The organism is Streptomyces sp. NBC_01217 (genome assembly GCF_035994185.1).
In the GTDB taxonomy this organism is placed as follows: domain Bacteria; phylum Actinomycetota; class Actinomycetes; order Streptomycetales; family Streptomycetaceae; genus Streptomyces.
This window is the reverse complement of sequence record NZ_CP108538.1, coordinates 1,182,072-1,203,383: the sequence shown is the minus strand read 5'-3', so window position 1 is coordinate 1,203,383 and position 21,312 is coordinate 1,182,072. Positions and strand designations below refer to the sequence as shown.

Sequence of the window (21,312 nt, the reverse complement as noted above, 5' to 3'; positions counted from 1 at the left end):
GAGCTATGAGCTATGAGCTATGAGCTATGAGCCATGAGCCATGAGCGCGGCACGGCTGGGGCATCCGGCGGGGCTCCGCGGGGTTCCGGGTGACCGAGGGCATGAACCCTCTGCCGGACGTCCGTACCGCAGAGGCGTGGACAGCCTTCGGAACCCGATTACGTCAGTGGCGCAGGCGCGCCGGGCTCACCCAGGCCCAGGTGGGCGCCCGTGTCGGCTACGACCACACCGCCATCAGCAAGCTGGAGCACGGCACCCGCAGGACACCGCTGCCGCTCGCCCACAGGCTGGACGAGCTGCCGGCGGCCGGCGGAGACCTCCTCGACGCCTGCGAGGCGGCGGAGGCCGAAGGGCCCGAGGAGAGCGGGGGAGCACGGCCCGCTGCGGCCACCGCACGGGCGTGCCCGCTGCCCGGCGAGCCCGCGGGCGGCGCCCTGCTCTCGATGCTGCCCCCGGACACCGTTCCGCCCACGAGCCTGCCCACCTATGGGCTGGTGTGTCCGGTGCACCGCCGTGACGGCTGCGCCGTTCCCGTACTCTCCGATGTCATCGCCCTGCATACGGCCTTCTGCGCCCTGGGCCCGGCCGCCGTCTCCCGCCCGCCGCTGGACATCGACACCGTGCACGCCCTGACGGTACTGCTCGCCGTCTGCCAGCGGGCCGACGAGGAGCGCGCCTGGCCGGGAGCGACCGTCGTCGTCGAGCGCACCCTGCACGCGATGCTCCGCTGGATGGCCCTGCCCGCGGCGCCGTACCAACGCCAACTCGCGCCGCTCGCGGCCGAGTACGCGCAGTCGGCCGGATGCCTGCGGCTGCTGTGGGGCCGCAACGCGACAGCGATGGCCTGGCTCGACCGGTCACTGGTCTGGGCTGGGCTGGCCGGTCATGTCGGCACGGAGGTGGCCGCACTCGGCGACATGAGCACCCTCGCACGGCTGGAGGGCGACGGGCCCTCCGCCCTCGCCTACGGAGCCGCGATCCGGCAGGCGGCCGCGGGCCGTCACTGGGCGGGCGCCCTGAGCGATCTGTATCTGGCGCGCGGACACGCGGTACGGGGTGACGCGCGGCAGACCCTGGACCACATCGACCGTGCCTGGTCACAGATGGGCCGGGCCGGTGAGCAGGACGAGACGGAGGCGCCCTGGCTGTCCGTCGGCTCCGTGCGTCTGCGGGTGGAGTCCGGCGCCGCCGGGGCCCTGCGGGACCTCGCCGCGTCGACCGGGGACCGCAGGCTGGCGCTGCGCGCCGTCGCTGCGACCCGTACCGCACTGGGTCTGCTTCCTCCAGGGATGCACTCGACACGGATGCTGTTCCTGGTGCGGATGGCCGACGCCCATGCCTGCGCCCGGGATCCGCAGGCGGCGATCGCCATCGCCGAACCCGTACTGGACACCACCGAGGTGACCGCCTCGACGCTGCTGGGCCAGGAACTGCGCGGTCTGCACAGCCGGTTGGCGTCCCTGTACGCGAACCGGCCGGAGACCGACGACTTCACCCGACGGCTGGCGGCCCTCGTCCGCTGACGCACCGCGGCGGAGCGTGTGCGTACACGCCCCGCCCGGTTTCTTCCTGACGTTAGATCAGCTTGCGTTCAGTGTCACGTCGTCCACGACGAAGCTGGTCTGCAGATAGGCGTCCTCACTGCTGGCGAATCCGAGGGTGACCGTCTGGCCGGCGAACGCGCCGACGTCGAAGGTCCTCTGGACGTAGGAGTCCGTGGCGTCCCTGTTTGAGTACGTCGCGAGCGTTCTGGTGCCCAGCTTCACGGTGAACGTGTTACGCGACACCGTCGGCACTGCGGTCGAGCGCCGTCGCGTTGATGTTGCTCGTGGTGTCGCAGGACTGGTGGTAGCAGGGGTCGTACGACCGGCCCGCCGTACCGCCCCACTTGGCCGCCTGCGCCGACGACTTGGTGTCGGAGGCTCCCGTCGCGTATCCGGAGGTGGGAATGCCGCCCTGCTGGAAGGAGTAGTCGTCGGACCGCCCCTGGCCCTCGACGTTCTCCTCCGGCGCGAGGTTCAGCGAGTCCCAGTACTCCTTCATCGGGGCCGAGGTCGCCGAGCCGACGTTGTTGATGAAGTAGCCCGCGTTGGTCGAGGCGACCATGTCGAAGTTGTAGTACGCCTTGATGGAGCCGCGCTGGGCGCTGGTGAGCTGTCCCACGTAGTACTGCGAACCCTGCAGCCCCTGCTCCTCGCCGTTCCACCACGCGAAGCGGACGTGCTTGGTCATCGTCGGGTTCTGCCGGGCCAGGGCGAGCGCGTTCTCCAGCAGCGTCGCGGAACCCGAGCCGTTGTCATTGATCCCGGGTCCGGCCGCGACGCCGTCGAGGTGGGCGCCGAACATCACGGTCTGGTCGGAGGGGCCGCCCGGCCAGTCGGCGATCAGATTGTTGCCGCGGTAGGTGCAGCTGGTGCAGGTCTGCTCGCTGACGGTGTAGCCGGCCGCCTGCAGCTTGCCCTTCACATAGGCGACCGAGGCCGTGTAACCGGCGCTGCCGGACCGGCGGTTGCCGCCGTTCTGCGAGGCGATGGTGTTCAGCTGTGCCAGGTGGGACTGCACTTCGGCGACACTGATGTCGGGTGCGTCGCCACCGGGATCGCCGCCGTTGTCGACGGTCAGCGTGTACTGGGCGGTGTGGCTCTGGGTGCCGTCACCCTTCACCGTGAAGGTGTACGCACCGGGCGCGGCGCCCGACGAAGCGGAGACGGTCATCGCCGAGGACGCTCCGGACTGCACCGACGACGGGCTGAAGGACGCACTCACGCCGCTGGGCAGACCGCTCGCCGTCAGGTTCACCGTCTGCGCACTCCCGGAGCTGACCGATGTCCGCACCGTGGCCGTCACCGAGTCGCCCGGCCTCACGGAGCCGGACGCCGGGTCCAGGGAGAGGGTGAAGTCGTTGTTGCCGCTGGGTGTGCAGGCCGGGTCGCCGCTCTGGGCGGGGACGCTGATGGCATCCCACGCGGACTTGGTCCGGTTGAACAGCACACAGGTGGTGTCGAGGTTCTTGGCGGCGGTGAGCGTGGCCGTGCGGTAGCGCTTGTAGGGCATACCGCTCGTCTTGAGCAGCATGCCGCCGTAGAAGACCTTGCCGGCGCTCCGGATGCCGACACCGGTGACCGGGGAGCTGTTGCACGTCGGGCTGGACGGCCTGCCGCCGCCCGGGTTCGAGCCCTCGGCCAGCAGATAGAACCAGTGGTTCAGCGGACCGGCCGCCGCGTGCTCCTCGGTGTTGGGTATGGAGGAGCTGTAGCAGTTCGGGTCGCCGGTCTGCCCCGGGTCGTACATGATCCGGATCGGCCCGTCGCCGACCAGGTCGACCTTCTCGCCGACGGTGTAGTCCGGGTCGTCGTAGGGGGCGGGCTCATTGGTGTACGCCTCGGTCAGAGCGCCCATGATGTCGCCGGTGGCCTCGCCGAGACCGGACTCGTTGTCGGCGCCGCCCGGCGTGTACTGGTCGATGCCGTGGCCGAACTCATGGCCCACCACGTCCATCGCGGCGATCCACCGATTGGCGTTGTTGTGGCCGATGGAGACCGAGGAGCCGTCCCAGTACGCGTTGACGTCGTTCAGCCCGACCTCCACCGGCCAGCTGCGGCCGTTGCCGTCGTGTCCGTTGCGGCCCAGCCAGTCCCGCAGCATGTTCCATTCGTGCTGCGCCGCCCACATCACGTCGACGCAGCCGGTCTCCTTGCTGGAGGCGCTGCCGGTGCCCCAGGAGTCGCTCGGCTTGCTGAAGACACTGCCCGTGCTGTAGTCGGCGCAGCTCAGGCCCGGCCGGTTCGGGTCGCGCAGCGAGTAGCTGCTGCCCGACGCGGTGGTGTCGATGGCCAGTGGCGACGGACCGTTCCACTGGCTGTTGCCGGTACCCGCCTTGACGTCGTCGTAGCTGTCGAGCACCTTGCCGTTGCCCGCGTCGACGAAGACGTGCAGACGGCTGGGGGTCTTGGCGCTGCGCCCGGTGAGCACCGTCTCCCAGGCCAGCCGGGAGGTCTTCTCCGTGGCGCGCACGACCAGGCGGCGCGAGTCCACCCGCTGCACATCGGCGAGCTTCTTGCGGGCGGTCGCCTCGGCCGCCCGGGCGGAAACGGTCGGTGTGGTCGGCACGTTGATCCGCCGGGGCACCGCCGACTGGGTGCCGCGTATCCGGCCCCTGGAGTCGGCCACCACGACGGCGTCCCCGCCGACGACCGGCAGCCCGCGGTAGGTGCGCCGGTATGCGACGGAGTACAGACCCTTGACCCACGGGGTCACCATCTGCCGCTCGTACTGCTCATCGGGGCCCTTCGCCAGGGTGTCCAGACCACTGGCGGCGGCCCGGTCGGCCGCCGAGACCGCGGCCGACAACGCTTTCGGGGCGGGGGGAGCGGGCGGAGACGGTTCGGCAGATGCTGACTGGCCGCTGACGGCGACCAGCATTCCGGCGAGGACGGCCAGGGTCGTCCCGGCCGTCATCGGTCTGCGTTTCATCGAGGCTCCTTGATTCGAGGGGGGCCTCGATCACGGGCAACCGGCATACGGTGACGCACCTGCATCGGCCCTCGCAGGCCGCCCTCGACACCGGCGTCCGTGATCGAGCGACCGAACACTCACACGTCGTCATGGACCCGTCAATGAACTGCGAGGGCTGCCGGGGGAGTTGGCAAGTCTGGTCAAGCCGCGCTGGTGGGATCGCGCAACAACCCGGTGTGCGGGGCGGCTACTCCAGGCCGGAGATCGTGAACACCGTACGCGCGGTCCGGCGGTCGATCCGGTCGCCCAGCTGCCGCAGCGCCGTCACCCCGCACCGCAGAGTCCCGCGGTGCACACACCCGCGCGCGTCGTCGTCCAGCCGGTGCCACAGCGCCGGATTGACGAGGAACACCTGGGGGTCGACCTCGACCCGGCCGCCGTCCGCGTCACGGAGGACCAGGCGCTGGGAGACCCCGTCCGACCAGCGCGCCGACACCAGACGGTCGGTGCGCACGATCCGTTCGCGCAGCAGGCCGCGGCAGGACAGCCACCCGGGCCCCGCGCTGACCCGTGGCGGCACCAGCACCAGGAACAGCAGAGCCGCCAGCCCGGTCCACAACAGTGCGCGCGGCCCGGTGAGATGACCGGCCGTCGCATCGACGGCCAGGAGGAGGCCGAGGAGCGTCACGGCGCAGCGGACCGCGAAGCGCAGGTCCCGGGCCCAGCCGCGGTCGTACGCGGTCGTATCGGGCGGAGGGCTCACTCGGCCGGTGCGCCGGCCGGGCACGGCTCGGATATCACGTCGTCCCATGGCAGCGACGCTAGGGAAGCCGGAGCGCCGCTCGGTGTTCGTTGACGAACCACTGACGCCGCGGCCCCCGGTCCTGACGACTGCTTGACGGACGGAGCCACGGCGTGGACGGTACGGTCATCGGGTCGGGGCGCATCCGGGTGCGGCGGGGCAGCAGCGAGGGGCGGTCTCAGTCCTGTTCGTCGTCGCCGCTGTCCCCGCCGTCCTCGCCGTCCCTCTCGTCCCCGCTGTTCTGCGCCGGCGGGGCGGGGGCCGGAGACTCGGGTCCGGTGGTCGCGGTTGAACCGGTATCCGGTGTTCCGGCCGAGCCGGAGTCCGGGGAGAACAGGCTCATCCCCAGGTACACGGCCGCGAGGAAGGCGACCGTACCGGCGATGGCGCTCGCCACCCTGGGCCGACGTCTTATCGCCTCGCGGGCGCCGGTGAGCCGCCGGGTGGGCGCGGACCGGTCGGCCGTACGCCGTCTGTGGCCGCCGGCCTGCGGAAGGCGGTACGTCGCCGCGCCCTGGGCCTGCTGGGCCGAGGCAGCCGCGGGAGCCGTGCCGAAGGCCGCGGCGGGCGCCGGGGCGTATGGGGCACTCGGTGCGGCAGGAGGAGGCGCGGCGGCGTACATGGGCAGCGGCTCCGGCCGTCCCCGCCACGCATCGCTCTGGAACCAGTCCGCGACCTGCTGGGCACTGGGCCGGTCCTCGGGCTGCTTCGCGAGCAGCCCCAGCAGATAAGAGTCGAAGGCCGGGGACAGTTGCACGCCCCGCTGCCCGAGCGGCACGGGGGGTGTGTCGACATGCTGATAAAGCGTTGCGGTCGCGGTGTCGGAGCGGAACGGCGGATCACCCAGCAGGAGTTGGTAGATCACACAGCCCAGCGAGTACATGTCGGATGCCGCACCGGCCGTACGGCCAAGGGCGCGCTCCGGGGCGAGATAGAGACTGGTGCCGACTATCTGCCCCGTGGTGGTCAGCGCGGCGGAGGGGTCGTCGACGAACTGGGCGATGCCGAAGTCGCCGATCTTGACGGACCCTTCGGCGTCCAGCATCAGGTTTCCGGGCTTGATGTCACGGTGCACGACGCCCTGCCGATGGGCGGCGGCGAGTCCCGCGGCCGCCTGGCCCGCGATCCGGGCGACCTGCTCGGTCCCGAGGCGTTCCTCGGCCGCGAGGAGGGCGCCCAGGCTTCTGCCCTCGACGAGCTCCATCACCAGGAAGAAGCGGTTCTCCCAGGCCCCGAAGTCGAACACGGCCACCAGATGAGGGTGGCTCAGACGGGCCGCGGTCTGCGCCTCAAGGCGGAACCGGGCGGTGGCCGACTCGTCCGCGTGATCGCCCAGCAGCAGCTTCACGGCCACCGCCCGGCCGAGCACTTCGTCGGAGGCGCGCCACACCTCACCCATGCCGCCGCGGCCGATGGGGGACAACAAGCGGTACCGTCCAGCTACCAGCACCTGTGCACCAATCTCGAATTGTGGGCCGCTTCGACTGCCACGGCGGCGACCCGACCGGGATCGGGGCGGGGTGGGAGCGCGCGGCATGATCAGGATATCGGGCCGCAGGACCCCCCGAGTCGCCCGGGCCTTCACCGCCACCAGCAGGATCAGGAAGAAGGCACCGGCCGAACGGACGCGGACCGGCGCTCTTCTCCCGGGAACAGCCAGTCGTACGCGGCCTGCGCCGTGAACGCGCGCTGCCCGCCCGCGAAGAGCAGACCGGCCGTCGCGAACGCCGGATCGGCGGCTGTCGCGGCCACATAGGGAATCGCGATGCAGCGCATGCCCGCCGCATGCGCCGCCGCCGCGCCCGGTGCCGCGTCCTTCAGCACCACGCAGTCGGCGGGCGCCGCGCCGAGGCGGTGGGCCGCCTCCAGGAACACATCCGGTTCCGGTTTGCCGTGCGCCACCTCGTCGGCGGAGACGTACACGGGCAGATACGCGTCCAGGCCCGTGCCCGCGAGCACGGCCTCGATCGCCGCCCGGGACGAACCCGAAGCCACCGCCATCCCGACGCCGTCATGGCGCAGCCGCTCCACGAACTTCCGCATCTCGGGAAACACCTCGGTCGAGGACCGCGCCAGCTCCAGATACAGAGCGTCCTGACCGGCCACCAGTTCGTCGACGGACGCCTCGATGCGGTACTCGGCACGCAGGACCGCCAGCGTCTCGCGGACACCGATCCCGATGAACCGGGTGTGATGCTCCCAGGTGAAGCCGGGCACGCCGTACCGCTCCAGGAGGCGCCGCGCCGCCTCGTAGTAGTTCGGCTCGCTGTCCACCAGCGTGGCGTCGAGATCGAAGATGACGGTGAGGACGGGGACGCGCCGGGAACTCATGCCATCCAGCATGCCGGGGCGTCGATCACTTCGGGCCGTCGGCGGCGGCGAGGCCCACCGATTCGACCAGCGGCAGCAGCCGGTGCGGCACCCGCTCGCGCAGCGCGACCTCGGTACGCGTCCTGACCACACCGGGCAGCTGGATCAACCGCTGGATGACGTCCTCCAGATGACCGTTGTCGCGGGCCACCACCCGGGCCAGCAGATCGCCGCCGCCCGTGGTCGAGAAGGCCTCGACGATCTCGGGCACCGAGGCGAGCGCCTCACCGACCTCGTCCAGATGCCCCTGGGTGACCTCCAGATGGACGAAGGCCAGCACCGGGTGGCCCAGCGCGGCGGGGGACAGGACCGGTCCCGTACCGGTGATCACACCGTTGCGCTCCAGCCGGTCGATACGGGCCTGGAGGGTGCCGCGGGCGACGGAGAGGATGCGTGCGTACTCGCGGACGCTGGTGCGCGGCTGCTCGATGAGCAGGCGCAGGATGCGGGTGTCGAGGGCGTCCACCGCCATGGTCGGTTGGTCGCTTCCTGGTAGGCGGATCCGGGCTGCGACTGTACCAACGGCCCGCCGCAACCCCGATTCGCGTCCCGTACCCGTAGTCCTGCAGAGCTACAAAGAGGGTTCGCTCCCTGGCGGGACGTGGACGACAAGGCCCGGTCCATAGCTTCTGTACCCCGAGCGATACAGCTGTCCGGTACGGAAGGAACACCCCTGCATGTCGTCCCAGCCGCGCAGAAGCCGATTGCGCCGAGGCCTGCTCAGCGCGTTGGTGGCCGCCTCGGTGGCCGTGCCGGTCGCGGGAGCGGCCGGGCCCGCCGCCGTACCGTCACCGGCTCCGACCGTCCACGGCCCGCTGCCCGCCGCCGCGCCCCGTGCCCTCGCCGAGCGGTACGCCGCGACCCGTGCCGACATCGGGGCGGCCGAGCGGGCCGCCGCCGGCCACGGCGACCGCAAGCGCGCCGCCGCGCTGCACGCCATGGCCGATCCGGCCCGCGGCTTCCTCTCCTTCGACGGCCGTGACGGCGGCCGTAGTGTCGAGGTCTTCGGCGACCTGTCCCACGCCGAGCGGATCGCCGTGCTGGTCCCGGGCGCGGGCATCGGCGTCGACCACTACTGGCGTCTGCGCAACGGTGCGCGCGCACTGCGCGGTGAGCTGGGCGAGCGGTCGGCCGTCGTCGCCTGGCTCGGATACGAGACACCGGCGACGGTGAGCCCGGCCGCGCTCACCTCGGGGCGGGCCGACGAGGCTGCCCCCGAACTGCGCCATTTCATAGCGGAGTTACGAAGACTGAGGCCCGCGGCCCGTACCTCCCTCGTCTGCCACTCCTACGGCTCCGTCGTCTGCGCCCGCGCCGCGCACGGACTGCGGATCGCCGACATCGTCCTGTACGGCAGCCCCGGAACCGGCTACAAGGACGCCGCGGCCCTGCACACCCCGGCCACCGTCTGGGCGGGCCGCGGCGGCGACGACTGGATCGCCGACGTTCCGCACGCCGAGCTCCAACTGCCCTTTGCGGACATCGGGTTCGGGACCGACCCGGTCTCGCCCGGCTTCGGTGCGGAAATCTTCGCGGCGGGCGACGGCGGCCACAGCGACTACCTGAAGCCCGGCTCCGTACCGCTGAGGAGCATCGCCCGGATCGTGGCCGGAACAGCCAGGTCCGCGGAGCCCTCGGGAGAGCGCCATGCGTGACTTCGTCCGTCGGATCGAATCCGCCACCCCCGCCGACCGCGACCGTGCAGTCGACGCCCTGCGCGCCCTTGCCATCCTCGGCGTGGTCCTCGGTCACTGGCTGGTGACGGCACTCGTCGTCGACAGCGGCACCCTGCACGGATCGAGCCCGCTCCAGTACATGCCCCGATTCGCCCCGGTCTCCTGGGTGTTCCAGACCCTTGCCGTCTTCTTCCTGGTCGGCGGACAGGTCGGCGCGAGGAGCTACGCCTGCGCTCGCGCCCGTGGCGAGAACTACGGCCGGTGGCTGCGTACGCGGATGGTACGGCTGCTGCGGCCGGTGGCCGTCGTGCCCGTCGTATGGACCGTGGCGGCGTGCACGATGCTCGCCTCCGGGGCGGACCAGGACACCGTGCGCGCGCTGTGCAAACTCGTGTGGTCCCCGCTCTGGTTCCTGGTGGTCTTCGCGGCGCTGACCGCGGCGACGCCGCTGGTGGCCAGGCTGCATCCGCTGTGGCCGTTGTCCGTCGTACTGATCACCGACCTCTACCGGTTCGGCCTGGACGCGCCCGACGGGTTCGCCCGGGTCAATGTGGCGGCCGGCTGGCTCGTGCCGTACTGCCTGGGAGCCGCCTGGGCCCGGGGAGAGCTGAACAGCCGCCGGACCGGCTGGACGCTGCTGCTCGGCGGAGCCGCCGCCACCGCCGCACTGGTCCTATGGGCCGGCTACCCCGCAGCCATGGTCGGGGTCCCCGGACTGGAGGTCTCCAACCTCGACCCGCCGACCCTCGCCGTGGTCACCTTCGGCCTCGCACAGTGCGGAGCGGCGCTGCTGCTGCTCGGCCCGCTGCGCCGGATGCTGCGACGCCCGGCCGCCTGGGCGGCGGTGGCCACCGTCAACCTCTCCGCGATGACGATCTACCTGTGGCACCAGACCGCGATGATCGCGGTCACCGCGACCGGCCTGTCCGCGGGCGGCACCCTGCCGGGTCTGCACACCGTCCCCGACACCCCCGGCTGGGTACTCGCCCGGCTGGCCTGGCTGCCCGTGTTCGCTGCGGCGCTGCTGATCTGCTGGGTGGCGTTCCGCGGTTACGAACAGGGTCGTCCGCGTGGGAAGAGCACGGTCGTCCGCAAGGGGAGTCCCGCCCGGTCGGCGGCAAGGCCCTAGTAGGGCTTTGTTAGGTACCCCAAGTGATCCTCGTCAGATAGATTGTGATCTTCTTTCAGGTGTGACACCTGAGGAGATGGAAGAGGTCCGTCCACGGCTGGAGGCGTTCGCGGCCGAGATGCTCGGTTCGCTGGCACGTCGGGACCAGCGTGCCAAGGGCGAGATGTATCTGCGCGGGCTGATGCTGGACGGTAAGCGCAAGTCGATGCAGCCGATGGCCGAGCGGCTCGGGGTTGACCACCAGCAGCTTCAGCAGTTCGTCTCCTCCTCAACCTGGGACTACTCCAAGGTTCGGGAGCGCCTGGCCCGTTGGGCTGCGGCGCACATCTCTCCCGAGGCGTACGCGATCGACGATGTGGGCTTCCCCAAGGACGGCTACGACTCGCCGGGGGTAGCGCGGATGTACTGCGGTGCGCTGGGCAAGCGCGGCAACTGCCAGATCGGGGTCAGTGTGAATCTGGTGTCCGACCGCGCGTCCTCGGCCGTCGACTGGCGCCTGTTCCTTCCCGAGAGCTGGGACGACACCAAGCACGGCGACGATGCGCTGCTGGCTGACGCGATCCGGCACCGCCGGGCCAAGGCCGGCATCCCCGACGCGGCACGGCACCGGGAGAAGTGGCGCCTGGCCCTGGACATGCTCGACGAGGTCCGCGAAGACTGGGAGTTGCCCGACCTGCCGGTCGTCGCCGACGCCGGATACGGCGACGCCACCGGCTTTCGCGAGGGCCTGACCGAGCGCGGCCTGACCTACGCCGTCGCGGTCAAGGCCATCACGACCGCACACCCGGGCGACGCCACGCCCGAGCGCCCGCCATACTCCGGACAGGGCCGCCCTCCCGTGTCCGCCTACCCCCAGCCGCACACCACCCTGCGCGAGCTGGCCCTGGCGGCCGGACAAGCAGCCACCCGCACCGTCACCTGGCGCCAGGGCAGCAAGGCCACCAAGCACAACCCGAACGCCGACATGCGCTCGAAATTCCTGCCCCTGCGGGTCCGCCCGGCCAACCGACACATCCGCCGCGCCGCCGACGGCTCCCTGCCCGAATGCTGGCTGCTCGTCGAGTGGCCACCCGGCTGCGCCGAACCAACCGACTACTGGCTCTCAACGCTGCCCGCCGACACCCCACTGCGCGAGCTGGTCCGAATCGCCAAGATCCGATGGCGAGTTGAGCACGACTACCGCGAGCTCAAGGACGGTCTCGGCCTGGACCACTTCGAGGGCCGCAACTACCTCGGCTGGCACCGCCACGTCACCCTCGCCTCCCTCGCCCAGGCCTTCTGCACCCTCCTGCGGCTCGACCCAAAAGCCCCTGCGCCGGCCTAACGCTCTACGCGGTCCTCCGCGAACTCCAGGCCCTCCTGGCCACCTGGACCGGCGCCTGCTCGATATGCGGCCAACCCGCACCGACACCCGACCCCCACCACAGGACCTAACAAAGCCCTACTAGGGTGGGTTCCGTGAAGCGGGGGGACGTGGCGAGGCGCTCGGCGCAGGCCCTGCGGGCGCTGCCCCGCATCCTGCGCGAGGACCTGGTGACGTCGGCGGTCGGCCCGACCCCGCACGAGGGACGACCGCGCTGGCTGGAGTGGCGGCCGGCTCTCATGGTCCCGATGGTGATGTGTGCGGTGGGCGTACTCATCGTCGACACGAACCAGTACGCCTTCGGCTACCGGGTGGGCATACAGCTCGGCATTCCGCTCGCCGGCATTCAGTCGGCGGCGCTGGTCGTCGCACTGTTCCGCCCCGTCCTGGCCTGGTGGGCGACGGTGCTCGTCATGGTCGTGCTCACTCCGTTCGCCGCGAACGCAGGCCCTTTCGGCGCGACGTTCCCCTGGAACGGAACCGTGATCGGGCTGCAGGCCGCCATGCTGTTCCTGCTCGCGCTGCGGGTCCGGCCCCGGACCGCCGCCCAGGCGCTGACGATCAGTGTCGTGGCGGGACTCGTCTGCGGCACGGTCAACCCCTGGCGCCAGGGCGGCGTCGGCATCGCCGTCGCGGTTCTCGTCATCGCAGTGGTGGTCGGCGCCGCGCTGCGCGGCATCGGCGTGGCGCGCACCCAGCTGGTCGTGCAGGAGGAGCTCACCGCCGAGGAGCGGGCCCGGCGCACACTCCTGGAGGAGCGCAACCGGATCGCCCGCGAGCTGCACGACGTGGTCGCCCACCACATGTCGGTCATCTCCATCCAGGCACAGGTCGCCCCGCACCTGGTCGAGAACCCTTCCGAGGAGCTGAGGGAGAACCTCGCGGGTATCCGGGAGAACGCGGTCGATGCGCTCACCGAACTGCGCCGGGTGCTCGGCGTGCTGCGTTCCGAGGAGCCCGTGCCGCAGGCCGCACGGCATACCCCGCAGCCCACCCTCGACCGGCTCGACGAACTGATCGGCAACGCGCGCGGCGCCGGACTCACGGTCACCGCCGAGACCACCGGAGAGCCGCGGCCGCTCGCGCCGGGCGTCGAGCTGTCGGCGTACCGCATCGTGCAGGAGGCACTCAGCAACGCGATGCGTCACGCACCGGGTGCGCAGGTGCGGGTGGAGATCGGCCACCACAGGTCCGGGGTCACGGTCCGGGTCACCAACGCCGCGCCGGACCGGGCCGCCCCTGCCTCGGCGGGCGCGGGGCACGGTCTGCTCGGCATGCGCGAGCGCACCGCGATGCTCGGGGGCGACCTGGCCACCGGTGCGACACCCGACGGCGGCTACGAAGTGACGGCGACACTCCCCGCACAGCCCCTGCCCGGCATCGACGGTCTTCCGCCCCGCTAGGGCCTTTCGTCCGGATCGGCCCCGCCTCGGTCCGTTGGCCTACCCATGGCGCATGTCGGCGGCCGATCGATGGGCCAATGGCCCAATGGTTTGTGTCTCGGTTGAGCCACGGCCCCTTGAGATGTTGTGATGTACCCGTCGATGGCGCTGCGGATCTCCGCGGCGCCTTTTTCATGTGCCGGTGTGCAGGGCCGGTGTGCAGAAGCGGGAGCATGCCGTGCTGAAGAGGATGTTCGTTTCCCCGGACCCGGGGAGACTGCGAATGCGCAGCGCCGTCCGGGCCGTCCTCGGCATCGGTCTGGCCGTCGTGGTGTGCGGCCTGGCCGGTCACTCGCTCGTCGCCGCCATCACCGGCGGTCTGGCCGCGCTGCTGGCCCTGTTCACCGTGCTGGACTCCACGGTCCGCGATCAGGCGGTCACGACGGCCCTGCTGCCCGTGGCCGGTTTCCCGGTGCTCGCCCTCGCCGCCGGGCTGCACGACCATCCGTTGGCGCGGGACGCGGCCTTTCTCGCGGTCATGGGCCTGGGCGTCTATGCCCGCAGATGGGGGCCGCGCGGTCACTCGCTGGGCGTGTTCGCGTTCATGGCCTTCTTCACCACGCAGTTCCTCCACACCCTGCCCGGGCAGCTGCCCGAGCTGTACTCCGCGGTCGCCCTCTCCCTGCTCGCCTCGTCCACCGTCCGCTTCGGACTGTGGTGCTACGAGCGGCGGATGGCCGCCGCCGTCGTACCGGCCCCCGTGACCGGCGGTGGGCTGGCCCGCGCGACCACACGCCAGGCGATCCAGGCGACCGTCGCAGGAGCCCTCGCGCTCTCGGCGGGCCTGCTCCTGTCCGAGCAGCGCTGGTACTGGGCCGTGGGCGCCACCTGGTGGGTCTTCGTGAACACCGCCTCCCGCGGCGAGACGCTGGTACGCGGCTTCCGCAGGATGCTGGGCACCCTCATCGGCGTCCCCGTCGGCCTGGCCGTCGTCGTCCCGCTGCACGGTGCCGCCGTGCCCAGCGCCGTCGTCGTCGCGATCGGCGTCTTCGGGATCTTCTACACCGCCGCGGTCTCCTACACCTGGATGGTGTTCTCCGTGACGGTGATGGCCGGGACACTCTACGGACTCCTCGGCGTCCTCGATCCGGCGCTGCTCCTGCTGCGCCTCACCGAGACCGGCGCCGGTGCGCTCGGTGCGATGCTCGCGGTGCTCCTCGTGCTGCCGGTCACCACACACGCCACGACCGACGCATGGATCCAGCGGGCCCTGCGCTGCGTGCACGCCTGCACGGAGGAGGCCGCGGCACGGCTCTCGGGCTCGACGACCGCCGACCCCGCGCCCCGGATCGCCGAGCTGGAGGCGCTCCTCGGGCGGGTGCGGCTCTCCCTGGCCCCGCTGGTGCATCCGCTGAGCCCGCTGCGCGCCCGCAAGGCCCGCGCCGGACAGGTGCTCGCCCTGCTGGACACCTGTGCCCGGGAGGTGCGCGGACTGTCCTCCGTCGCGGCGGACCCGGAAGCGTCCCACGACGCCCGCCTCGCAGCCGCCTGCTGGCGCGTCGAGGCGTCCGTGGAGGCGCTGACCGCCCCGGAGCCGCGGCACAGGGCGGGCATACCAGGCATTCCGCCGCACCCGGCCGTCGCCGAACCCGCGCTCGCCCATCTGCACGGCCTGGAGCGGGCACTCGCCGAACTCGCCGCACCCCTGCACAGCGATCCGCGTGCACCGCTGATCGCTGCGTGAAGCGCCTGCGCGGCGCCGGCCGACCACCGAGCCCTTGGTCTGGACCGCGACGGGCCGACTGCTACCGTCGCGCCGGAAGATCACGACGGTACGGACGGCCGTGATCAGTCGGCGAAGAGAGGCAGTGCGGTGACGAGCAGTGCGGTGGGCAGCGACAACGGCACGGGGCGGGCCTTCATCGGGTCGTTCACCTCGGCGGGCGGGCGGGGGATCACCGTGGCAGCAGTGGACCGGGAGACCGGGGAACTGACCGTCCTCGGCGCGACGGACGCCGTCCCCGACCCCTCGTACCTCGCCCTGGGCCACGGCCCCGGACCGGGCGGCAGGACGCTCTACACGGTGAGTGAGACCGAGTACGGTGCGGCCGCCGCCCTCGACGTCACCGGCGATGTGCCGCGGCTGTTCGGCGAGATCCGGCCGGTGGAGGGCAGCGGTCCGACGCATCTCGCGCTCGCGGGCGGTCATCTGCTCACCGCCAACTACGGCTCCGGCAGCGTCACCGCGCTGTCCGTGCGCGCGGACGGTTCCCTCGGCGCCGTCACCGCCGTGCTCCGGCACGAGGGCGGCGGTCCGGACATCGAGCGTCAGCGGGGCCCGCACGCCCACCAGGTGCTGCCCGACCCGTCGGGGAACTGGGTGCTGGCCGTGGACCTCGGGACCGACTCCGTACGGATCTGCGCGCTGGACACGGCCACCGGTGCGCTGCGGCCGCACGGCGAGACGGCCCTGCGGCCGGGCACCGGGCCGCGCCACCTGGCCTTCCATCCCGCGGGCAGCCACGCCTACGTCCTGAACGAACTCGAACCGACCGTCACCGTATGCCGGTGGGACGCCGCCACGGGGGTCCTGGAACCGCTCGGTGAGACGTCCGTGCTGCCCGAGGAGCCGGTGGGCGACGGGGACGCGGCGATCTACCCGTCCGAGGTGGTCGTCTCGCACGACGGACGGTTCCTCTGGACCGCCAACCGCGGTGACGACAGCATCTCCGTTCTCGCACTCGACGCGGCGGGCGAGAAGGCGACCCCGGTCACGACCGTGGGCTGCGGCGGGCACTGGCCGCGCGATCTCGCGCTCGACCCCACGGGCCGATGGCTGTACGCGGCCAATGAGCGGTCCGGGAACGTCAGCTGGTTCGCCGTCGAACCGTCGACCGGCATCCCGCGCCCGGCGGGCTCGCTGGAGGTCCCCGCCGCGTCCTGCGTGATCTTCGCCTGACAGCACGCACTCGCAGCAGGTATTACGCAGGACGCCGCGCACAGCCGGATCGCCGGACGGGCCGGAAGAACCGAGCCCGCCCGGCGATCGATGACGGACGGCCGCCGGGCGCACCCGGCACCGGGTCAGTGCGCCTGAGCGCCCTGCGACGCGGTCGGCGCGATACCGAGCGCCGTCATGTACATCGACAGCACGAGCTTGCCGACCGCCGGATACGCGCCGAGCGGCTCGGCCGTCGCGCAGCCCGCCTCCTTCGCGGCGGCGTCCAGCAGCCCTTCGGCCACCTCGGGGCCGATGAGGTACGGGGCCAGCGCGAGCTGCACCGAACCGGAGCCCGTGAGCTGCTCGGCGATCGACGCGACGGAGCCCTCCACATCGAGCGCGGCGGCCATCACGGGTACCGCCAGCCGGGCGGCCAGCAGCATGCCGGTGATCCCGGCTGCCTGCACCGCCTCCTCGCCGCCGACCGTGGCCAGCACGATGCCGTCGGCGGCCGTGGCCACCGTGAAGAGCCTGGCACGGTCGGCGCGGGCCAGACCCGCCTCGGAGAGCCGTACGTGCAGTGCCTCGGCGAGCAGCGGGTGCGGACCGAGCACATCGGTCAGCTCGACCTGCGTACCGCTGTCCATCAGGGCCTGCCGTATCCGCCGGATCAGGGCGCTGTCCGGCCCCGCGAGCAGCGGCACCACGACGGCGGACGGCCCCTCGGGCTCGGCGACCTCACGGCCCGCTGCCCGCGCCTGCTCGAGGCGCGCGACGCGCTCGGCGGCGCCATGGGTGAGTACGGAAGAAAGCTTCGGGTACTCGGCATCGTCGCCGTCGAGGTAGCCGATCCGGGCATCGAGGCCGGGCAGCTCGGAACGGGCGATGCTGATCACCTCCTCGGCCAGGCTGCGCGTGGCCGAGGAGGGGGTACCGGGAACGGCGAGAACGAGCGCGGCAGCGCCCTCAGGCGCGACCACGGGCTCCGGGCGGCGGTGCCGTCCGGACTGGCGAGGTCGCGGCATTCGTACAGGCAGGCCGGAAGCGGGCCCAGTGGGGGTGCTCATGGCGCCGCATGCTACTGGTTTTGGGTGGCTCCCTGTTCGGGGAGGGCCCAGCAGGGCGTTATCTGTCCGCTTTTATCCGATGAGAGGCTTACTTATCGACTGTCCTGCTCTGTCGCCCCCTATGAGGACTCCTGCCCAGGCCCGTCACCGGGTACGCAGAGCAGCGTCGGATGGCGGGGCAGTTGCAGATCCCCGGCCGCCAGCGCCTGGGCGATGGACAGCGCACCGGTCAGTGGATCACCCGAACCGGGGACCGTCCGTGCCTGCGGGATCTGCCGGGACAACTCCTCCCCCAGCGGCACGAGCAGCGGATCGCCCATCCGGAACAGGCCGCCCGTCAGGGCCACTTCGCACGGTTCGTCGTCGGCCCCGGCCTTCGGGCACACCGCCGCGGCCGCCTCCGCGATATGTCCGGCGGCCTGGCGCAGAATGCCCGCGGCGATCGGATCGTGCCCGGCGCACGCGGCGACCTCGGGTGCGAACGAGGCCAGTACGGCAGGCCGGTCCGTACGCGGATAGAGCAGCCCCGGCAGCTCCGGCGCCGGCCCGAACACCGCCTCCAGCCGGGCCAGCAGCGCGGCGGACCCGCCGCGCCGCCCGTCATGGGCGCGCATGGCCGCGTCGAGCCCGGCCCGCCCGATCCAGGCGCCTCCGCCGCTGTCACCCAGCAGATGCCCCCAGCCGTCGGCCCGGCGCCAGCTCAGCAGATCCGTGCCCAGCGCGATCATGCCCGTGCCCGCCGCGACGACCGCTCCCGGGCGCTGACCGACCGCGCCCGCGTACGCGGTCACCGCATCGGCGGCGAGAGCGAGCCGGCGCACGCCGAGTGCGCCCTCCAGGGCCGAAGGCAGCTCGGCGCGCAGCTGCCCGCCGAGCGTCGCCATACCGGCGGCGCCGATCGCCACGGCGGCGATCGGGGAGCCGTCACCGCCGCCGTGCTGCTCCAGCAGCCGGCCGGCGGCGGGCAGCAGTTGCTCCAGCAGATGGCCCGCATCGATCCCCGCAGGTCCGGTGCGTACCGGCTCGGCGCACACCGTCGTGTCCACCGGGGCGGGCGTGCCGACGGTGCCCAGCGCCACCCGCAGCCCGGAGCCGCCCGAGTCCACACCGAGCACGAACGGCCCCGGTGAACGCTTGCGTGAGCTCATGAACCGGCTCCAGGAGAGAACGGGAAGGGACGGGAAGGGACGGGGAGGGACGGTAAGGGAAGGGGATGGGAACGGGAAAACAGGGGAATGACGGCGGCAGCCTATCCCGTGCTCCGAAGACGGGATTCGGCGCGTACGGGGGACCGGCCGCGGAAGCCAACACATCGGCGGTGAGCGGGTCGTGTACGCCGGTAGAGTGATGTTTTGTGGCACCACGACCGTTGAATGAAGTAGTCGAGCCCGGATGGGCCGAGGCGCTCGCCCCTGTGGCCGGGCGCATCGCAGCGATGGGCGATTTCCTCCGTGCGGAGGTAGCAGCCGGCCGCACCTATCTGCCGGCCGGCGCGAACGTACTGCGCGCGTTCCAGCAACCCTTCGACGAGGTAAGGGTCCTGATCGTCGGTCAGGACCCCTACCCGACGCCCGGGATGGCCATGGGGCTGAGCTTCTCGGTGGCCCCCGAGGTCCGTCAGCTGCCCGGGAGTCTGGAGAACATCTTCCGTGAGCTGCACACGGACCTGGGGCTTTCGCGGCCCTCCAACGGCGATCTGACGCCGTGGACGCGCCAGGGCGTGCTGCTGCTGAACAGGGCGCTCACCACGGCGCCCCGTAAACCCGGCGCGCACCGGGGCAAGGGTTGGGAGGAAGTGACCGAACAGGCCATCCGGGCCCTGGCCGCGCGGGGCAAGCCGCTGGTGTCCGTGCTGTGGGGGCGCGACGCCCGTAATCTGCGACCGTTCCTCGACGGCTTCCCGGCCATCGAGTCCGCGCACCCCTCGCCCATGTCGGCGGACCGCGGTTTCTTCGGCTCGCGCCCGTTCAGCCGCACCAACGAACTCCTGCTCGGCCAGGGCGCCCAGCCGGTGGACTGGCAGCTGCCCTGAGGCACGGCCGCCGCCGGTCCGGGACCGGCGGCGGCCGTCGCGAGGAAGAAACCTCCCGACCGGTCAGCCCCCGGTGACCGCCGCCCGGACACAGAGAACATCCGGCAGATGCGAGGCGAGTTGCTGCCAGCTGTCCCCGTCGTCCGCGCTCGCGTACACCTCGCCGTTGCGATTGCCGAAGTAGACGCCCGCCGGGTCGGCGTCGTCCGTACAGAGCGCGTCGCGCAGCACCGTGCCGTAATGCGTCTCCTCGGGCAGGCCCGCCGACAGGGGCTCCCAGTTGCTGCCCGCGTCGCCGGTGCGGAAGACCCGGCAGCGCCGCCCGGCCGGCACGCGGTCCGCGTCGGCGTTGATCGGGAAGACGTACGCCGTGTCCGCACGGTGCGGGTGCGCCGCCACGGCGAAACCGAAATCGGAGGGCAGGCCCCGGCCGATGTCCGTCCAGTTGTCCCCGGAGTCGTCGCTCCGGAACACGCCCCAGTGGTTCTGGAGATAGAGCCGGTCGGGATCGATCGCGTCCCGGGCCACCTTGTGGACGCACTGGCCGAACTCCGGATTCGGGTCGGGGAGGAAGACCGCCGACACTCCCTTGTTCGACGGGGCCCAGCTCGCACCGCCGTTCTCGGTGCGGAACACCCCGGCCGTGGAGACGGCGACCGTCACGGCCCGGGCGTCCCGTCGGTCCGTGAGGATGGTGTGCAGACCCTCGCCGCCCCCACCCGGCACCCACTTCGAGCGCGTCGGATGCTCCCACAGCGGGCGGACCAGCTCGAAGGTCACCCCGCCGTCCTCGGAACGGAACAGTGCCGCCGGCTCCGTCCCCGCATACACGACATCGGGTGCCTCGGGGCCCGCCGGGTGCAGCTGCCAGACCCGCTCCAGCGACGCCTCGGTGAACTGCGGGAACTTCACGGCCGGTTGTGGTGGTTCGATCCAGGTGGTGCCCAGGTCGTCGGAGCGGAAGACCGATGGGCCCCAGTGCGCGCTGTCCCCGCCGACCAGCAGCCGGGGGACCTGTCCGCGGGTGTCGATGGCGATCGAGTAGATCGCCTGGGCATTGAAGTGCGGGCCGTCGAACTCCCAGGAGCCGCCGCGCCTGCGGCCGATGAAGAGTCCTTTGCGGGTGCCCACGGTGAGCAGTACGTCGGTCATGACCGAACCTCCCGAAACGCCGTTGTGCCGGATACGGGTCAGTCTGCACCCCGCCACTGACAGCGGCCCGCAGCCCAGCCCCGGACACCCGCACCCTGTTGCTCCCGCGGTCGGCGAAGGTACGGTGCAGGGGGTGTGGAAAGCGCTTGCTGGGTGCCCTCACGGCTTGCCGGGCGCCATCGCGGAGAGAGCGGGGAGCAGCTGTGCCGACCTTCGAAGGGCTGCCCGGCGCCGTCGCCGTCTCCCACCTGCGGGTCTACGACTGGCCCGCCGTGGACGGCCTGCGCGGTGGGACGCCTCATCTCCATCTCACCTGTTCCGAGGGGTACGTGGTGGTCGGGGGCAGGGGCTCGGTGCAGACCCTCACGGCGTCGGGGTTCCGGCAGACGCCGCTGGCCCCGGGCGGCCTGGTCTGGTTCACACCCGGCACGATCCACCGCCTCGTCAACGAGGACGGGCTGCGCATCGTCGTCCTCATGGAGAACAGCGGGCTGCCCGAGGCCGGTGACGCCGTACTCACCCTGCCGCCGGGCCGCCTTGCGGACCCCGACGCCTACCGGGCGGCGGTCACCCTTCCCGCCGACGGCTCCGAGGAGCAACAGGAACGGGCCGCCCGCACCCGCCGTGATCTCGCCGTCGAGGGCTTCCTCGCACTGCGCCGGGCCACCGAGGCGGGCGATCCCGGACCGCTCGCCGCCTTCCACCGGGCCGCGGCCGCACTCGTACGCCCGAGGACCGAGGACTGGCGGGGGCGATGGCAGCAGGGGGCCGCCGCGGCGTCCGAGGTGACCGGCGGACAGCTGGACGCTCTGGCGCGCGGCGAAGGCGGTTACCTCGCCGACGCCTGTGTGCACGCCGAACAGCCCTCCGCGTACGGAAGGTTCGGCATGTGCGGGCGGCTGGACGTCTACCGCGGCTGACCGGCCCCGGCGTCACCGGGGCG

At 71.9% G+C, this 21,312-nt stretch carries 18 protein-coding genes; 9 read left to right on the top strand and 9 right to left on the bottom strand.

The features are described 5' to 3' along the window. Positions 1-101 precede the first annotated feature (101 nt). Entirely contained in the window at positions 102-1,523 is a 1,422-nt protein-coding gene (locus OG507_RS05065) for a helix-turn-helix domain-containing protein (RefSeq protein WP_327365920.1), read from the top strand. Between the two features lie 57 nt (positions 1,524-1,580). Here the strand turns inward: OG507_RS05065 and OG507_RS05060 are convergent, their stop codons facing one another. The 6 genes from OG507_RS05060 to OG507_RS05035 form a co-directional block, all read right to left on the bottom strand. Beyond that, entirely contained in the window at positions 1,581-1,787 is a 207-nt protein-coding gene (locus OG507_RS05060; protein ID WP_327365919.1) for a hypothetical protein, read from the bottom strand. Next, a complete protein-coding gene (locus tag OG507_RS05055; protein ID WP_442811088.1) occupies positions 1,777-4,458 on the bottom strand; it encodes a M28 family peptidase in 2,682 nt (893 codons plus the stop codon). Before OG507_RS05055 ends, OG507_RS05060 begins: the two co-directional genes overlap by 11 nt. Positions 4,459-4,702: 244 nt before the next feature. Then, positions 4,703-5,266: a hypothetical protein gene (locus tag OG507_RS05050; protein ID WP_327365917.1), complete on the bottom strand. Its 564-nt coding sequence runs from the start codon at positions 5,264-5,266 to the stop codon at positions 4,703-4,705. Between the two features lie 169 nt (positions 5,267-5,435). After that, a complete protein-coding gene (locus OG507_RS05045) occupies positions 5,436-6,656 on the bottom strand; it encodes a serine/threonine-protein kinase (RefSeq protein ID WP_327371866.1) in 1,221 nt (406 codons plus the stop codon). A 200-nt stretch (positions 6,657-6,856) separates the two neighbouring features. Then, entirely contained in the window at positions 6,857-7,588 is a 732-nt protein-coding gene (locus OG507_RS05040; RefSeq protein WP_327365916.1) for an HAD family hydrolase, read from the bottom strand. Between the two features lie 25 nt (positions 7,589-7,613). After that, a complete protein-coding gene (locus OG507_RS05035) occupies positions 7,614-8,099 on the bottom strand; it encodes an Lrp/AsnC family transcriptional regulator (RefSeq protein ID WP_327365915.1) in 486 nt (161 codons plus the stop codon). Positions 8,100-8,304: 205 nt separating this feature from the next. Between OG507_RS05035 and OG507_RS05030 the strand changes: the two genes are divergently transcribed. From OG507_RS05030 to OG507_RS05005, 6 genes are all read left to right on the top strand, one after another. Further along, positions 8,305-9,282 carry an alpha/beta hydrolase gene (locus OG507_RS05030; protein WP_327365914.1) on the top strand — a complete coding sequence of 326 codons (978 nt, stop codon included), beginning with the start codon at positions 8,305-8,307 and terminating at the stop codon, positions 9,280-9,282. Continuing rightward, on the top strand, positions 9,275-10,432 hold the full coding sequence (locus tag OG507_RS05025) for an acyltransferase family protein (protein WP_327365913.1): 1,158 nt from the start codon (positions 9,275-9,277) through the stop codon (positions 10,430-10,432). Before OG507_RS05030 ends, OG507_RS05025 begins: the two co-directional genes overlap by 8 nt. 61 nt (positions 10,433-10,493) lie before the next feature. After that, complete coding sequence (locus OG507_RS05020; protein WP_442810906.1) at positions 10,494-11,756, top strand: IS701 family transposase; 1,263 nt, start codon at positions 10,494-10,496, stop codon at positions 11,754-11,756. A 134-nt stretch (positions 11,757-11,890) separates the two neighbouring features. Further along, complete coding sequence (locus tag OG507_RS05015) at positions 11,891-13,198, top strand: sensor histidine kinase (RefSeq protein WP_327365912.1); 1,308 nt, start codon at positions 11,891-11,893, stop codon at positions 13,196-13,198. Between the two features lie 217 nt (positions 13,199-13,415). Continuing rightward, positions 13,416-14,921, top strand: coding sequence for an FUSC family protein (locus OG507_RS05010; RefSeq protein WP_327365911.1), 1,506 nt, complete (start codon positions 13,416-13,418; stop codon positions 14,919-14,921). Between the two features lie 144 nt (positions 14,922-15,065). Next, on the top strand, positions 15,066-16,136 hold the full coding sequence (locus OG507_RS05005) for a lactonase family protein (RefSeq protein WP_327371865.1): 1,071 nt from the start codon (positions 15,066-15,068) through the stop codon (positions 16,134-16,136). A 125-nt stretch (positions 16,137-16,261) separates the two neighbouring features. Here OG507_RS05005 and OG507_RS05000 read toward each other — a convergent pair whose 3' ends face one another. Further along, a complete protein-coding gene (locus OG507_RS05000; protein WP_327365910.1) occupies positions 16,262-17,185 on the bottom strand; it encodes a sirohydrochlorin chelatase in 924 nt (307 codons plus the stop codon). A 119-nt stretch (positions 17,186-17,304) separates the two neighbouring features. Further along, positions 17,305-18,333: an N-acetylglucosamine kinase gene (locus tag OG507_RS04995; RefSeq protein WP_327365909.1), complete on the bottom strand. Its 1,029-nt coding sequence runs from the start codon at positions 18,331-18,333 to the stop codon at positions 17,305-17,307. Between the two features lie 206 nt (positions 18,334-18,539). Between OG507_RS04995 and OG507_RS04990 the strand changes: the two genes are divergently transcribed. Next, on the top strand, positions 18,540-19,217 hold the full coding sequence (locus OG507_RS04990; RefSeq protein WP_327365908.1) for a uracil-DNA glycosylase: 678 nt from the start codon (positions 18,540-18,542) through the stop codon (positions 19,215-19,217). Positions 19,218-19,280: 63 nt separating this feature from the next. Here the strand turns inward: OG507_RS04990 and OG507_RS04985 are convergent, their stop codons facing one another. Beyond that, positions 19,281-20,369 (bottom strand): WD40/YVTN/BNR-like repeat-containing protein, encoded by a 1,089-nt coding sequence (locus OG507_RS04985; protein WP_327365907.1) that lies wholly within the window; start codon positions 20,367-20,369, stop codon positions 19,281-19,283. Between the two features lie 203 nt (positions 20,370-20,572). Here OG507_RS04985 and OG507_RS04980 point away from each other — a divergent pair, with 203 nt between their 5' ends. Beyond that, positions 20,573-21,289: a cupin domain-containing protein gene (locus OG507_RS04980; RefSeq protein ID WP_327365906.1), complete on the top strand. Its 717-nt coding sequence runs from the start codon at positions 20,573-20,575 to the stop codon at positions 21,287-21,289. Positions 21,290-21,312: the final 23 nt, after the last annotated feature.